This is a genomic window from Pseudomonas glycinae, assembly GCF_001594225.2.
In the GTDB taxonomy this organism is placed as follows: domain Bacteria; phylum Pseudomonadota; class Gammaproteobacteria; order Pseudomonadales; family Pseudomonadaceae; genus Aquipseudomonas; species Aquipseudomonas glycinae.
Window position 1 is genome coordinate 2,134,008 of sequence record NZ_CP014205.2, and the last position, 14,727, is coordinate 2,148,734.

Sequence of the window (14,727 nt, forward strand, 5' to 3'; positions counted from 1 at the left end):
CCCCTTCCCGTGGAGCATTACCGATGAGTGAGGTCACGCCCGTCGTATTCGTTGTCGATGACGACATTTCCGTGCGCGAGTCGCTCGAACTGATGATCCGCTTCGCCGGTTGGCAGCCACGGCTGTTCGAGTCCGCGCAGGATTTTCTCGACGCGCCCCGGGCGCTGGTGCCCAGTTGTCTGGTGCTGGACATCAACCTGCCCGACCTGAGCGGCCTGGATCTGCAGACCGCCCTGGCCGATGAACGCCACAACATGCCGATCATCTTCATCACCGGCTACGGCGATATTCCGCGCACGGTGCGGGCCCTGAAGGCCGGCGCGGTGGAGTTTCTGACCAAACCGTTCAACGACGAGGTGATCCTCAGCGCCATGGCCGATGCGCTGCAAAGCAGTCGCGTGGCGCTGGAGGGCGAAAAGAACCTGCGCTCACTGCTCGAGGCCTACAAGACCCTGACGCCGCGCGAGCAGGAAATCATGGCCTCGGTGGTCAGCGGGCGGTTAAACAAGCTGATTGCCGCCGACCTCAACATCAGCGAAATCACCGTGAAGGCCCATCGCGGCAAAGTGATGCGCAAGATGAAGGCCCGTTCGCTGGCGGACCTGGTGAAAATGGCGGCACTGATTACGCCGGAGTAGCGGGCAGTCTCTGCCAGAAGCTTTCCAGCCGACGCAGATCAAGGCTGTCGAAGCCTTCCGAAGCCCGCTCGCGACAGGCGCCGAGCAACGTCCGGGCCTGATCCGGCTGACCCTGTTCAAGCCAGAAGCGGGCAAGATCCATCGTTGACCGCAACTCCCACGCCCAGGCGCCCTGCTCGCGGCTCAACGCGATGGAATCCTCAAGAACGGCCAGCATGACTTGTTCATCTTCGGCCTGGATGACCTTGAGAATACCGGCCTTGATCCGCAGTAACTCCGGCAGCGCAAAGGCATCACCGCTTTGCCTGCAGTGAGCGATGGTGCCGTCAACCAGCGTCAGTGCCTTTTGGTGTTGGCCAGCCAGCATCAGGCCTTCGGCCAGTGCGATTTCAAATGAGGTCGTAAGCAGTTCGTAACGCATGCTGCGCAACCGCGCCAGACTTTCCTCCAGCATGGAAACTGCATCCCCCGGCTCCTCGGCGCGGATGGCGATCGCCGCGCGCAACCCGTGGCAGGCAGCAATGTAGGGGCCAAGCGCGTTGGTTTCGGCGATGGCGCTGAACCGCTCAAGGCTCGCGGTGGCCTTCGCCAGATCACCGGTCCAGATATAGATGCACAAGATCCAGACCATGGCGATGCAGTAGGTGACCGGATGCTGCAACGCCGACGCTTCGGCCTCAATCTGCTCGGCCAAGCGCCGCGCCTGGTCGGGATAGCCCAGCAGCCACAGCGAGCGCGCCAGCGCCAGCCCCGTGCGATTGCGGTGATCGAAGCCGTAGTAAATCGTGTTGCTGGGATGGGACGGCAAGCTGTTGCGCAGCGAGCTTTCCAGTTCCTGGCGGGCCAGACGCTGGTTGCCGAGCAAGTGATGGGAGATGCCGGTCAGCGATGAGGCAATCGCGATGGCGGCAGGCTCGTTGAGGATATTGCCGACTACGGCCGCCTGCTCCGCCCAGGCCAACGACGAAGGGAAATCACCGATGCGCTCGTAGAAGATCTGCAGACGCCCCAGCAACCTCAGCTGGGAGCCGTAGTCGTTCAACGCGACGGCGATGTCCTGCGCCCGGAGCAAGGCCTTTTCCGCGGCTTCGCTGTTGCCTCGGGTGAACATCAGGACCAGGCCGAGTGCGGCTTGCAATTCCATTTCGGTCGGCGTGCCGTAGTAACCCAGCTCCAGCAGTTCCACCGCCCGGGAGCACCAGGTGCGGCACTCGACCAGCAAGGAAAAATGCAGGAACAACGGCGCGCTCGCAGCCGCCAGCGGCAACGCCAGCCCGGGATCGCCATGGGGCCCGAAGCTCCATTCCAGCGCACCGCGAACATTGCCCAACTGGCTGGCGAGACGCGCCGAGTGACGGAAAATCTCCTCGGGGGAAGTCCCGAGATGCCCGAGCAAATCCATGTAAAACGCCGCGTGGCGGAACGCCAGCGCATTGACCTCGGCCTCTCCCCGCGCTGTCAATTTCTCCCGGGCGTAGGCACGCGTCATCTCCAGTAAGCGATACGAATCCGTCGAGTCACTGTGATCGACCGTGACCAGTCCCTTGCACACCAGATCATCGAGGATCGCGGCCGTTGTGGCGCTTTCGTGTTGTGATTCGGCAACTACCTGCGCGGCGGCTTCCTGGGAAAACGGCCCGACGAAGACCGAAAATCGCTCCAGCGCCAGGCGCTCTTGCGGCGACAGCAGGTCATAACTCCAGTCGAGCATGGCACGCAGGGTCTGATGGCGCGGCACCGCCGTCCTGCGTCCCGACCAGCCCAGCGAAAAACGCTCGCCGAGCAGTGCATGGGTGGCCTTCAGTCCGTGGCTGGCGACCCGCATCGCCGCCAGTTCGATCGGCAGCGCCATGCCCTCCAGCCGCTGGCAAATGTCCGCAATCATTTGCCCTCCGTCCGCTTCCAGCAACAGCGCCGCATTGCTCGACGATGCACGTTCGACAAACAGCTTGATGGCCGGGAATGCCAGCAATTCTTCAACGCAAAGGTGTTGGGGCTCACGGGGAAATTCCAGCGGATTGAGCCAGTGCACGTATTCGCCACGTACCCGCAGCGGTTCGCGACTGGTCGCCAGAACCCCGACATCCGGCGCGGTGTCGCTGATCTGTTCCAGAAGGATCGAGACCGCGTCGATCAGGTGTTCGCAATTGTCGATCACCAGCATCAACCGCTGCTCGCGCAAATGTGCGAGCAGGACAAACATCGGGTCTTCCGCCTGCACCGGGATGTCCAGCGATCGGGCCAGTGCCGATGGCACCAGCGCGCAGTCTTCCACTTGCGCCAGATCGACGAAGCTGACGCGCTCATAGCCTTGGGCGGCGATGCGGTGCGCCACTTCGATGGCCAGGCTGGTCTTGCCGACGCCGCCGGGGCCGACGATGGTAAACAGCCTCGGTTGCTGCATATGGTCGATGACCAGTTGCAGATCGGTCTCGCGGCCGATCAGTCTGGCCCGTGGCGGCAGACTGCAGACGCTCTCTGTTGCTCGGGTCGCGATGGGCGCCGGGGGCACAGCGGTCTGTTTTCTTTCCAGCGGCGCGACGAAGGCATACCCCACGCCCACCTGGGTCGCGATGTAACGCGCCTGCTCCTCGCCATCGCCGAGAATCCGCCGCAGGCCGGTCATATGGAAACGCAGACTGCCTTCGGCCACCACACTGTCGGGCCACACCTTGTCGATCAGGTCGTACTTGGACAGCACCCGCCCCGGCTGCTCGAGCAAGGCGATCAGCAGATCCAGCGCCCGTCCGCCGATCTCGACCGCCACCCCGTTGCGGGTCAGCAGACGTTTGCCTGGAACGACGCAGAACGGTCCAAAAATGAATTCGGTCGTGAGGGATTCGTGCAATGCGTCCGGAAAAGACTCCACGAGGATCGATCTCTCTAAAAAACGTAGGGGGCGAAGCCGGTTGCAGACAGCCGGCGCAGGCCCTTTGCATCATAGGAGTTTTGCACCGCCGTTCAAGCACGGCACCGGCAGAGTGAGAACCTCACCCCTTTATTTCACCCCTGCGAATGGCAATTTTGATGGCCTGAGCAGTGGTGGCCACACCCAGATGCCGACGCGCCGAACGCAGGTGATTTTCCACCGTGCGCCCGGACAAGCCCAGTGTGGCGGCGATGTCGGCCTGCCGGCGACCGGCAGCAACCCACGCCAGCACTTCGCGCTCGCGGGTCGAGAGTTTTCCGGCCGTCTCGTCCAGCGGCGCTTCGAGCAAGCGTCGGGCGGAGAAAAACGCCACCGAGGCGAGCATGCCCAGCGCCAGACGAACCCGCGCCGAGGCATCGATCTGTTCGCCGCCCAGACTCATGGCGCCTTCAAGCCCTTGCGGGCCGAAGACCGGAATCTGCAAGCCATGCACACCAGAGCCACTGGGCACGCGAACCAGCCGATAAAGTTCGCCGCTCTGCTCCTGCACCTTGCTCCAGAAGAACGATTCGCGGGCGTCCAACAGGTGGCGAGTCACTGGGCAGCGCTGAACGTAGGTCTGGGCGTCGACAGCGATGCCGTCGCCAAACCAGTCGCCTTCCACCCAGTAAATGCGCTCGACCACGTCCTCCGACGCCGAGGTGGCGGAAAACAGGACGAACCGATCGTAACCATAGGCCCCGGCGAAACCGCGAACGGCCTTCTGGATCGCCACTAGCGTTTGCGCCGCCTCGATGTCGAGGGCGGCGCGCAAGAGTGCCTCGGCAGGTCCGGAGCTCACCCCGACGTGACCTCTTTGAGGAGCGCGGCCGCCGCCAGTTTGCCCAGTGCGTTGCCCGCCAGCGGACTGTCACCGGTCAGCAACTTGCGATCCTGAAGCGTGGCCCCGGAAATGCCCTGGTTGGTGATTTCCACACCGAGCGCCTGCAACTGCTCGCCGAACTTCCAGGTCAGGTGGCCGGGCATGTAACCGATGTCGGGGGTTGTCGCGTCCAGGGCATCGGGAAAGGCGCAAATCCGGTAACCGTTGAAGATGCACGAGTCTTTTGTTTCACCGAGGCCGGCCGCCAGCAACGCCGCCGGGCCGTGGCACAGGGTAATGACGAATTTGTCCTTGGCGACGGCCCATTGCAGAACCTTCTTCACGTCCTCGCTTTCCGGCAGGCCGATCAGCGCACCGTGCCCGCCGGGAATGAACACGCCGATGTAGTCCGAGTTTTCGCCCAGCGCTTCTTCGATCACTTGGGACAGCTTGAGCGGACGCTTGAACTGATCACGATATTGCTCGTAGAAGCCCTTCACTTCGGCGTCTTCGGAGGGCATGGCCCAGAATTCGAACTTGACCGGATTGCCCGACAGCGTCGCGACGTCGAAGCCGAAACCGGCCTTGTCCAGGTGATACATCGGCAGCAGCGTTTCAACCGGGTGATTGCCCGTGGAGAACATCGTGCCGTTGTCGGTCAACAGATAGCGCTCGTCCGCGCCGATCATCAGAATCTTCCAGCGCCCGCCCTTATAACGGTTCGGGTACTCGGCATCACTGAGATCGGATTTGGGCGAAGTAAACTGGCTGAGGGAATACGGCGAGGGGAAAAACGCGTTGTCCTCGGCCGGATCGGGGGTTGGGCGCTTGTCGTCAGTCTGCGTGGTAGCCATGGTGCTCTCCATCGAGTGGGTCAACGTCGGAGTTCATGCTAGTAAGGCGTCAGCGTTACAACAATGAGGGTTTTCCCTCAAAAGATCATGCGCTGAACCTGCAGCCCCTCAATGTGATCGATAAGTGGCAGAATCCCCCGCAACTGATGATTTCGGAGACCCCCAATGCTTCGCCTGTTTGAACAACGGCTCGACCCCTTCCCGCCCGACGAAGCGCCGCCACCGCCGGTCGGTCTGGCGCGATTCCTGTGGGCCTGCACCCGCGGTGCTCGCGGTTATATCCTCGCGCTGGCGCTGCTCAGTGCCGGTGTGTCGATCTACGAAGCCTGGTTGTTTTCCTTTTTGGGTCAGGTCGTGGATCTGCTCTCGACCTGGCAGGCCGGCGGCGATGTGAACGGCCAGGAGAGCCGCGTGCTGTGGGGCATCGGCATCGTGTTGCTGACCAGCGTCGGGCTGGTGGCGCTGCGCACGATGGTTCAGCACCAGGTGCTGGCGATCAATCTGCCGCTGCGCCTGCGCTGGGATTTCCATCGGCTGATGCTACGGCAGAGCCTTTCGTTCTTTTCCGACGAGTTTTCCGGTCGGGTCACGACCAAGGTGATGCAGACGGCGCTGGCCGTGCGCGAGGTGCTGTTCACCGTCATCGAAATCGCACCGGGTATCGGCGTCTATTTCATTGCGATCATCGCCCTGGCCGGCGGCTTCGCCCTGAAACTCATGCTGCCGTTCATTGCCTGGGTCGCGCTGTTCGGGCTGGCGATGCTGTATTTCGTACCGCGCCTGGGCCAGGTCGGCCAGGAACAGGCCCATGCGCGCTCGTCGATGACGGGCCGGGTGTCGGACGCCTACACCAACATCACCACCGTCAAACTGTTCTCCCACTCCAAACGTGAAGCGCACTTTGCGCGGGCGGCAATGGAGGATTTCAAGCAGACCGGTTTCCGCCAGATGCGTCTGGTCAGCCAGTTCGAGATCGTCAATCAGGCGCTGGTGGTCGGGCTGATCATGGGCGCCGGCGGCTACGCCTTGTGGCTGTGGCATCAGGGCGAAGTCGGCACCGGGGCGGTGGCGGCGATTACGGCCATGGCGTTGCGCATCAACGGCATGTCGCACTGGATCATGTGGCAGATGACGTCGCTGTTCGAGAACATCGGCACTGTGCAGGACGGCATGGGCACCCTGACCCGTGGCCCCAAGGTGCAGGATGCGCCGGACGCCGGCGTGCTGGTGCCTTCCGGCGGCGCCGTGGAATTCGACAACGTCAGCTTCAACTACAACGGCGAACGCCAGGTGCTCGACGGCTTGAGCCTGAGCATCCGACCGGGGGAAAAAATCGGTCTGGTGGGCCGTTCCGGTGCCGGTAAATCCACTCTGATCAATCTGCTGCTGCGCTTCTATGACGTGGATCGCGGCGAGATTCGCATCGACGGGCAAAACATCGCGCGGGTGACACAGGACAGCCTGCGCAGCGCGATCGGCATGGTCACTCAGGACACGTCCCTGCTGCACCGCTCGATTCGCGACAACATCGCCTACGGCCGACCGGACGCGACCGACGAACAGATCCAGCGTGCTGCGGCCAACGCCCAGGCCGCCGGCTTCATCAACCAGCTCAGCGACCGCCAGGGCCACACCGGCTACGACACGCTGGTGGGCGAGCGCGGCATCAAGCTTTCCGGTGGCCAACGCCAGCGCATTGCCATTGCCCGGGTGATGCTCAAGAACGCGCCGATCCTTCTACTGGACGAAGCGACAAGCGCCCTGGATTCCGAAGTCGAAGTCGCCATCCAGGAAAGCCTCGATGAAATGATGCAGGGCAAGACCGTGATCGCGATTGCGCATCGACTGTCGACGATTGCGGCGATGGATCGACTGATTGTCATGGATGAAGGGCGCATCATCGAGCAAGGCACCCACACCGAACTGCTGGCCAAGAACGGTACCTATGCGCGGCTTTGGCAGCATCAGAGTGGCGGGTTTCTGGGTGAGGATCAGGGACTGACTGAGGCGATGGATCAGGCGTAATCCGTGCTGCCCCGGTGTTGCCGGGGCAGACGACGAGGGCTCAGACGCTCGGGTGGGTGTGGTAGATCTTGCTGACGATCGTCCACTTGCCGTCCACCTTCAGCAGGTTGAAGAAGTCGGTGAAATGGAACCCCGACACGTTGTCGGTATCGACCCGGGCACTCGCAGCCGTGCCGACGATATCGATGCGAACGATCGCGGCTTCGGCTTCGGGGGATGGACGGAACGCGCTGTCGATGACGTCATACAGATTCTGGATCGCGCCGCCGACGAGCTTGCCGTCGTCAACCCCGAACATGGTCGCCTGCGCATTGAACGCGGGCTTCATCAAGGCGCTGTCAGCCTTTGCTCCACCTTCGTTGTACTGGCTGAGCACTTCGACGATTGCGTTGTATTCCTGCACGTAAGTTGGATGGCTCATGATGAACTCCTGTTTGCTGTGAATGTTTTTTCAATCAAGCCGCCCTGCGCCGATCCAGCACAGGGCGCACACATCAATGGTCAGCCGTTGGCCAGTCGGTGTAGCCCTTGGCGCCGCCGCCGTAGTAGCTCTCGCGTGGTGCGATGGTCAGTTCGGTGCCCCGACGCAGGCGCTCCACGAGGTCGGGGTTGGAAATGAACAGGCGCCCGAACGCCACCGCGTCAATCCGGCCCTGCGCCCGGCGCTCCAGTGCCATCTCGAGGTCGTAGTTGTTATTGCCGATGAAGGGGCCTTCGAACTGCGCGCTCAATGCATCCAGATCAACGCCATCAGGAACCGTGCGCGAGGTCGCGGTGGCGCCTTCGACGAAGTGCAGATAGGCCAGATTGAGCCGGTTGAGCTGCTGAATCAGATATCCGTAGGTCGTCATGACATTGCTGTCGGGAGGTGTGTTTCCGGCATCGGGCGTGACCGGCGAAAGACGAATGCCAACGCGGTCACTGCCCCAGATCGAAATCACCGTTTCAGTGACTTCAAGCGTCAGTCGGGCGCGGTTCTCAATGGTGCCGCCATACCGGTCAGTGCGCTGATTGGTCGAGTCACGCAGAAACTGGTCGAGCAGATAGCTGTTCGCCGAATGAACCTCCACGCCATCGAAACCGGCACGTCTGGCATTTTCAGCGGCGCGCTTGTATTGCTCGATGATGCCGGGAATCTCCGACGTCTCCAGCGCCCGGGGCATCGACACTTCGACAAAGCCGTTCTCGGTGTAGGTGCTGCCTTCTGCCTTGATCGCCGAGGGCGCAACGGGAGCGGCGCGGTCGGGCTGCAACTCGACGCTGGAAAAACGCCCCACGTGCCACAGCTGGCTGACAATCCTGCCACCTGCGGCATGGACGGCGTCCGTGACTTTTTTCCACCCCGCCACCTGCGCGTCCGACCAGATCCCCGGCGTCATGGCGTAGCCACGCCCCTGCGCCGAAATGTTTGTCGCTTCGGCAATGATCAAGCCGGCACTCGCGCGCTGTGCGTAGTAAGTAGCGTGCAACTCGTTCGGAACGCCGTCTTCAGCCATCCGGCTGCGGGTCACGGGCGCCATGACAATCCGGTTGGCCAATTGCAGGGCGCCCATTTGCATGGGAGAAAAAAGATCCGTATTGCGACTGTTATCAATCATGTTGCATACCTTCAATATCAGACCGGTCGTCTAGTAACTTGATGAAAAAAATCGCCTGTACATCAGCAGGCGTTTACTCGTGCAGCGCCGTCGGTGCTCCTTGTGATCGTCAGGCCTTTTGTACGTCCGGGCGGGTGCGCGAAGGCTCAAGAGTCACCCTCTCCCATTTGGCGATCACCAGGGGCGCGATCGCATTGCCCAACACATTCAGGGTGGTGGTGCCGCTGTCGATAATCCTGAAGATGCCGGCGATCAGTGCCACGCCCTCCAGCGGAAGACCGGCAGACGCCAACGTGGCCGACAGGATGACGATGGCGAATCCAGGCACCCCGGCAGCACCTTTGGAGGTCAGCACCATGGTCACCACCAGCAGGATTTCCTGAGAAAGCGACAGATCGATTCCATAAAGCTGGGCGATAAAGATTGTCGCCACCCCGAGGAAGATCGACGCGCCATCGAGGTTGAACGCGTACCCCACTGGCACCACAAAACTGACAATGCGCCGCGGTACGCCGTAGTTCTCCAGCTTGCTCATCAACTGCGGCATGACCGCTGCGGAGGCAGCACTGGAGAACGCAAGAATCAACTCGTCGCGGAAATACCTGATCAACTTGAAGATGTTCTCGCCGATCAGGTAACTGATTCCTCCGAGCACTACCAATGCGAAGACGATCAGCGCCAGATAAACCACACCAATCAACTTGAGCAGGGGCAACAACGAGGCAAAACCGAAGGTCGCGACGGTCGCACCGATCATGCCGAACACCCCTATCGGGGCATAGGCCATGACGATCGAGACGATCCTGAACATCGCATCCGAAATGCCTTGGACCAGCGCAACCACAGGTGCACTTTTCTCCCTGGGCAATGCGTTGAGCGCGACACCGAACAACACCGCGAAGAACAGCACCGACAGCAGCTTCGCCTCGGACATCGCCACCAGAACGTTATCCGGAACGATGTTTTGCATAATCACGAGCGCGCCCTTCGAAGGCTCCATCGTGACGGCGGCAGCACCGTGCGCGATGCCCGAAATATCGGTGCCCGTACCGGGTTCGAAGAGGTTCGCGAAACACAGGCCGATCACGATGGCCAGGCCGGTGATCGCAAAGAAATAGCCCAGCGACTTGATGCCCATCCGGCCGAACGACTTGTTATCCCCGCCACCGGCGATACCCAGGATCATGCAACAGAACACGATGGGCACGACCACCATCTTCATCATCTTGATGAAGATATCGCCAAGTGGTTTCAGGATCTCCGCACTGACCCACGACTGATACTGCGGATGGGTGTTGAAGTACCAACCAACGAGCACGCCAAGCAACAGCCCGGCAACGATTTGCCACACCAGGGGAATACGTTTCATGTCTAGCCTTCTTGTTGGAATGAAAGGACTGCATCAATTCGGCAGTTGCTAGAGTCATGAGCTTCCAGCTCATTTGAGATCAAATGGCACAACGCCGTTGTGCCATTGCGTTTCTTACTTGGCGAAGAGCTGGCTCATATCCTTGAAGGCCTTGAATTCGAGGGCATTGCCGCAAGGGTCGAACAGGAACATCGTGGCTTGCTCGCCAACCTGTCCTTTGAATCGAATGTAAGGTTCGATCACAAATTCGGTACCGAAAGACTTGAGGCGCTCTGCCAGCGCTTCCCACTCTTCCCATCCCAGGATGATGCCGAAATGAGGAACAGGAACGTCGTGCCCGTCGACCGGGTTGCTGTGAACGCTTTCCTGAGACGCGGTTTTCGGGTGTTCGTGAATCACCAGTTGATGCCCGTAAAAGTTGAAATCGACCCATTGGTTACTGGAACGACCCTCTTCCAGGCCAAAGACCTCACCGTAAAAAGTGCGGGCTGCAGCAAGGTTGTAAACGGGGATGGCGAGGTGGAATGGCGAAAGGCTCATCAGGACTCCAATACGGTTTTTGTGGTTGGTGAGCACATCGTAGGGCGACACTGACAGCAAAAAAATCAATATATATTTCTCAGAAACACAACTAATATTTGTGAATGATCAAAGAACTCAAGACCCTCATTGCCGTCGCCCGGGAAGGCACTTTCGCGGCTGCCGGCAACCGGATAGGCCTCACCCAGGCGGCGGTGAGCGCCCAGATTCAACGTCTGGAAGCCGAGCTCGGCTTTGAAATATTCGACAGAAAAGGACGCACGGCCCACCTCAACAGGATGGGCCAGCAAGTCCTGCTTCAGGCGCAGGAGCTGCTTCGTCTTTACGACAACCTGGGATCGACCACCGTCGGTCTTTCCACCCGCATTCTGGTCAACGTCGGCGCAATCGCCTCTGTCCAGCGATCGTTTCTCCCGGACGCACTCGCCAGGTTTCACCAACAGTGCCCGGAATGCCGAACGCGTGTCGTGCCCGGCCTTTCCATGGAGCTGGTGAACCTGGTGGACACCGGCGAAATCGACGTGGCAGCGATCATTCGGCCACCCTTCTCGCTTCAAAGCGATCTGCGCTGGACCACACTGGCGCTTGAACCCTACCGTCTGATCGTGCCCAAGGACGTACCGGGAGAAGACTGGATCGAACTGCTCTCAAGTCTGCCGTTCATTCGCTATGACCGCTCTTCATTCGGCGGCAGGCAGGTCGATCGTTTCCTGCGACAGATGCATTTCACTTTGCGTGAAGTCTCTGAGCTGGATGAGCTGGAGGCCATTATCAGGCTGGTGGAAAATGGCGTAGGGGTCGCGCTTGTGCCGCAGACGGCCACCCATCAGCAATGGCCGTCAGGTGTGCGGGCGCTTGATCTCGGCCAACACACGTTCCATCGTGATATCGGACTGGTGCACAGGCCTCGGCGAAGTTTCACCGAGCCTGTCAGGAAATTGGCTGAACTTATTCTCGAGCAATTCAAGGTGGCGGCTGAGTGAGGGTCGATGGCTCACCCCTCAACAAGCCGCCCCGCAACCCACGCACGACTATACCCAAGCACCCTCCCCGCCAACCCCAGCGGAAAATGAATCACCCCATGTGCGGTTTCCGGCAACAGATGCACCTCCACTTCCGCCGCCCTGCCCCAACGCTCAGCCAACTCAAGCGTGTCATCCCTGAGCGGATCCAGTTGCGCAGCAAACATCAACGCTGGCGGAAAACCGGTGAAGTCACCGTACAGCGGTGACAACGGCGCCTGCCGGCGTTCTTCATCGTTCAATCCCGGCGTGAGCATTTGCAGCGCTTCAACCATTCCCGGCCCGTCCAGCAGCAAGGTATCGGGCCCGGCGTTGCGTACGCTGGGGGTTCCGGTCAGGTCATAGACGCCGTAATACAGCAGCGCCCCGCTCACCCGTTCGAGCAGGTCCGGCCACTGTTTGAGTTGCAACAGGGTCGCGACGGCGAGGTGGCCGCCTGCCGACTCGCCCACGACGATGACGGGCAGGTTCGCAAACTCGCGGCAGTCATCGCTCAGCAGCCAGCGGGCCGCTGTGAGGCAGTCCTGCATGGCGCCCTCGATCGGAGTCGAGACCACAAGCCGATAGTCGACCGAGACCACTGCCACGTCGCAGGCTTTCACCATGGCGATATTGAGGGGGTCGTTCATCTGCGCGTTGCCGATGACCCAGCCTCCACCATGAATATCCAGCACCACACCTTTGGCCTTTGTCTTTGGCCGAATAATCCGCACCGGCACTGATGCGCCGTCGACACCCACCACTTTTCGTTCAGCCTCGAGCCCGTGCTTGAGCAACTTTCTTGCGCCGCCCAATTGGCTTAGCCGCAACAGCAACTGAATCGCCCGTGGCGTGATGCGATTGCGGATGCGAAAGCGCGGCAGCCGGGCAAGCTTGCGGTTGAACGCGCGCAATTGCGCCAACTCGTTATCGTCTGCGGGCCAGTCCATTGATTTCTTCATTTCGTCCTCTTTATTCGCGAGCGTTGCGCAGAATGGAAAAATATCAGCACATTGGATCTGTTGCTGCCTGAATGCCCGGAGCAACGCAAAAAGCTCTTTGGCCGTTTGTCGCCCCGTTGATAGGAATAGGCAATGATCAAAGACAAACCGACATAGGTGAGTGTTCCTTCGATGGATACCATGAGCTGAAACCGCATTCACGGGAGCCCTTCATGACCACCACCAAAACCCTCTTCATCACCGGCGTCAGCAGCGGCTTCGGCCACGCGCTGGCCAAAGAAGCGCTGGCTGCCGGCCACCGCGTCATCGGCACCGTTCGCAACGAAGCCGACCTGCAAGCCTTTCAGGCACTGTCCATCGACAACGCGTACGGCGTGCTGCTGGACGTCACGGACTTCGACCGCATCGAAGGCGTCGTGGCGACTGTCGAAGCGACCCACGGCCCGGTGGATGTGCTGGTCAACAACGCCGGCTACGGTCACGAAGGCATTTTCGAAGAATCGCCGCTGGAGGACATGCGCCGCCAGTTCGACGTGAATGTGTTCGGCGCGGTCGCGGTGACCAAGGCGTTTGTGCCGTTCTTTCGCCAGCGGCGGGCGGGTCATATTCTCAATATCACCTCGATGGGCGGCACAATCACCATGCCGGGTATCGCGTACTACTGTGGCAGCAAGTTTGCGCTCGAAGGCATCTCCGATACCCTGAGCAAGGAGCTGGCGCCGTTCAATATCTTCGTGACCGCCGTCGCACCGGGTTCATTTCGGACCGACTGGGCCGGCCGTTCGATGCAGCGCACGCCCCGCAGCATCGCCGACTATGACGCCAGCTTCGATCCGGTGCGCAAGGCGCGCGAAGACAAGAGCGGCAAGCAGCTCGGCGATCCGCGCAAAGCGGCGCAGGCGATGTTGCAGATCATCGCCAGCCCTGCTCCACCGGCGCATCTGTTGCTCGGCAGCGATGCATTGAGCCTGGTGCGCGACAAGCTGAAACGCGCCGCCAGCGAGATCGATCAATGGGAAACGCTGACCCGTTCCACCGACCATTGAGCGGCCCACAGAGAGAACCCGATGAAACAGGCCGACCCAAGCACTTCGCGCATGGTGCAGCTCATGGAAACGCTGGCACCGGTCGAGGGCTACAACCTCAGCGCGCTGGAGGGCGTGCGCTTCCTGCGCTCGAACCGGCCACTGACCCGCACGCCGGTGCTGTACGACCCCGGCATCGTGATTCTCTGTCAGGGCCAGAAGCGCGGGTATCTGGGCGATGACGTCTACGTGTATGACGCCCAGCATTACCTGGTGGTGTCGGTTCCGATCCCCTTCACTATGGAGACCGATGCCTCTGAGGACGAGCCGATGCTTGCGATCTATATGCAACTCGATTTCCAGGTGGCCAGCGAGTTGATGCCGCAGGTGGATGAGATTCACGGCCCGAGTGATGCGCTACCCAAGGGCATGTTCGCCTCGCCGATGGACGACCGCCTGCGCGCATCAACGCTGCGCTTTCTCGAAGCCATGAACATTGCGGGTGAGGCGCAGATATTGGGGCCGTCGCTGTTGCGGGAAATCTATTACCGCATCCTGACCGGCGAACAAGGCGGCTCGATGCGCGCCGCACTCAATCGACAGGGACACTTCGGCAAGGTGACGCGGGCGATCCGCAAGATCCACAGCAGCTATCAGGAGCGTCTGGACGTCGAGCAACTGGCGCGCGAGGCGAGCATGAGCGTGCCCAGTTTTCACCTGCATTTTCGCAGTGTGACGGACGCCTCTCCCATGCAATACCTGAAATCGACGCGCCTGCATCAGGCGCGACTTTTGATGTTGCGCCATGCCATGACTGCCTCAGCGGCGGCATTCAGCGTCGGCTATGAAAGCGCTTCGCAGTTCAGTCGCGAGTTCAAACGCTTCTTCGGCCGAACGCCGCAAGCGGAGATCGAGTGGATGAAGGCAACGTATGCGTTGCCTGCGCCGTCGTCGGCCTCTGTTTATGTTTCGTCGCATTAGCCG

The 14,727-nt window shown here is 60.8% G+C and carries 13 protein-coding genes; 5 read left to right on the forward strand and 8 right to left on the reverse strand.

The window, feature by feature from the left end:
• Positions 1-23 precede the first annotated feature (23 nt).
• Positions 24-638 (forward strand): response regulator transcription factor, encoded by a 615-nt coding sequence (locus AWU82_RS09535; RefSeq protein ID WP_064382028.1) that lies wholly within the window; start codon positions 24-26, stop codon positions 636-638.
• Here AWU82_RS09535 and AWU82_RS09540 read toward each other — a convergent pair.
• From AWU82_RS09540 to hchA, 3 genes are all read right to left on the reverse strand, one after another.
• A complete protein-coding gene (locus AWU82_RS09540) occupies positions 625-3,507 on the reverse strand; it encodes an ATP-binding protein (RefSeq protein ID WP_064382029.1) in 2,883 nt (960 codons plus the stop codon). The genes AWU82_RS09535 and AWU82_RS09540 overlap by 14 nt on opposite strands.
• A gap of 121 nt (positions 3,508-3,628) precedes the next feature.
• On the reverse strand, positions 3,629-4,348 hold the full coding sequence (locus AWU82_RS09545) for a PA1136 family autoinducer-binding transcriptional regulator (RefSeq protein ID WP_064382030.1): 720 nt from the start codon (positions 4,346-4,348) through the stop codon (positions 3,629-3,631).
• Entirely contained in the window at positions 4,345-5,223 is an 879-nt protein-coding gene (gene hchA, locus AWU82_RS09550) for a glyoxalase III HchA (protein WP_064382031.1), read from the reverse strand. Before hchA ends, AWU82_RS09545 begins: the two co-directional genes overlap by 4 nt.
• A gap of 165 nt (positions 5,224-5,388) precedes the next feature.
• Between hchA and AWU82_RS09555 the strand changes: the two genes are divergently transcribed.
• Complete coding sequence (locus AWU82_RS09555; RefSeq protein WP_064382032.1) at positions 5,389-7,248, forward strand: ABC transporter ATP-binding protein; 1,860 nt, start codon at positions 5,389-5,391, stop codon at positions 7,246-7,248.
• 40 nt (positions 7,249-7,288) lie between these two features.
• Here the strand turns inward: AWU82_RS09555 and AWU82_RS09560 are convergent, their stop codons facing one another.
• From AWU82_RS09560 to AWU82_RS09575, 4 genes are all read right to left on the reverse strand, one after another.
• Positions 7,289-7,669: a nuclear transport factor 2 family protein gene (locus tag AWU82_RS09560; RefSeq protein WP_064382033.1), complete on the reverse strand. Its 381-nt coding sequence runs from the start codon at positions 7,667-7,669 to the stop codon at positions 7,289-7,291.
• 73 nt (positions 7,670-7,742) lie between these two features.
• Positions 7,743-8,846 carry an alkene reductase gene (locus AWU82_RS09565; protein WP_064382034.1) on the reverse strand — a complete coding sequence of 368 codons (1,104 nt, stop codon included), beginning with the start codon at positions 8,844-8,846 and terminating at the stop codon, positions 7,743-7,745.
• A 109-nt stretch (positions 8,847-8,955) separates the two neighbouring features.
• Positions 8,956-10,215 carry a cation:dicarboxylate symporter family transporter gene (locus AWU82_RS09570; protein ID WP_064382035.1) on the reverse strand — a complete coding sequence of 420 codons (1,260 nt, stop codon included), beginning with the start codon at positions 10,213-10,215 and terminating at the stop codon, positions 8,956-8,958.
• Between the two features lie 114 nt (positions 10,216-10,329).
• The gene (locus tag AWU82_RS09575) at positions 10,330-10,755 is read right to left on the reverse strand and encodes a VOC family protein (RefSeq protein WP_011333668.1); all 426 of its coding nucleotides are present in this window, start codon (positions 10,753-10,755) and stop codon (positions 10,330-10,332) included.
• A 104-nt stretch (positions 10,756-10,859) separates the two neighbouring features.
• Here AWU82_RS09575 and AWU82_RS09580 point away from each other — a divergent pair, with 104 nt between their 5' ends.
• A complete protein-coding gene (locus AWU82_RS09580) occupies positions 10,860-11,738 on the forward strand; it encodes a LysR family transcriptional regulator (RefSeq protein WP_064382036.1) in 879 nt (292 codons plus the stop codon).
• Between the two features lie 11 nt (positions 11,739-11,749).
• Here AWU82_RS09580 and AWU82_RS09585 read toward each other — a convergent pair whose 3' ends face one another.
• Entirely contained in the window at positions 11,750-12,718 is a 969-nt protein-coding gene (locus tag AWU82_RS09585; protein ID WP_064384117.1) for an alpha/beta hydrolase, read from the reverse strand.
• 212 nt (positions 12,719-12,930) lie between these two features.
• On the opposite strand from AWU82_RS09585, the gene AWU82_RS09590 reads away from it, so the two are divergent.
• Positions 12,931-13,764, forward strand: coding sequence for an oxidoreductase (locus AWU82_RS09590; protein WP_064382037.1), 834 nt, complete (start codon positions 12,931-12,933; stop codon positions 13,762-13,764).
• 21 nt (positions 13,765-13,785) lie between these two features.
• On the forward strand, positions 13,786-14,724 hold the full coding sequence (locus AWU82_RS09595) for an AraC family transcriptional regulator (RefSeq protein ID WP_064382038.1): 939 nt from the start codon (positions 13,786-13,788) through the stop codon (positions 14,722-14,724).
• Positions 14,725-14,727 lie beyond the last annotated feature (3 nt).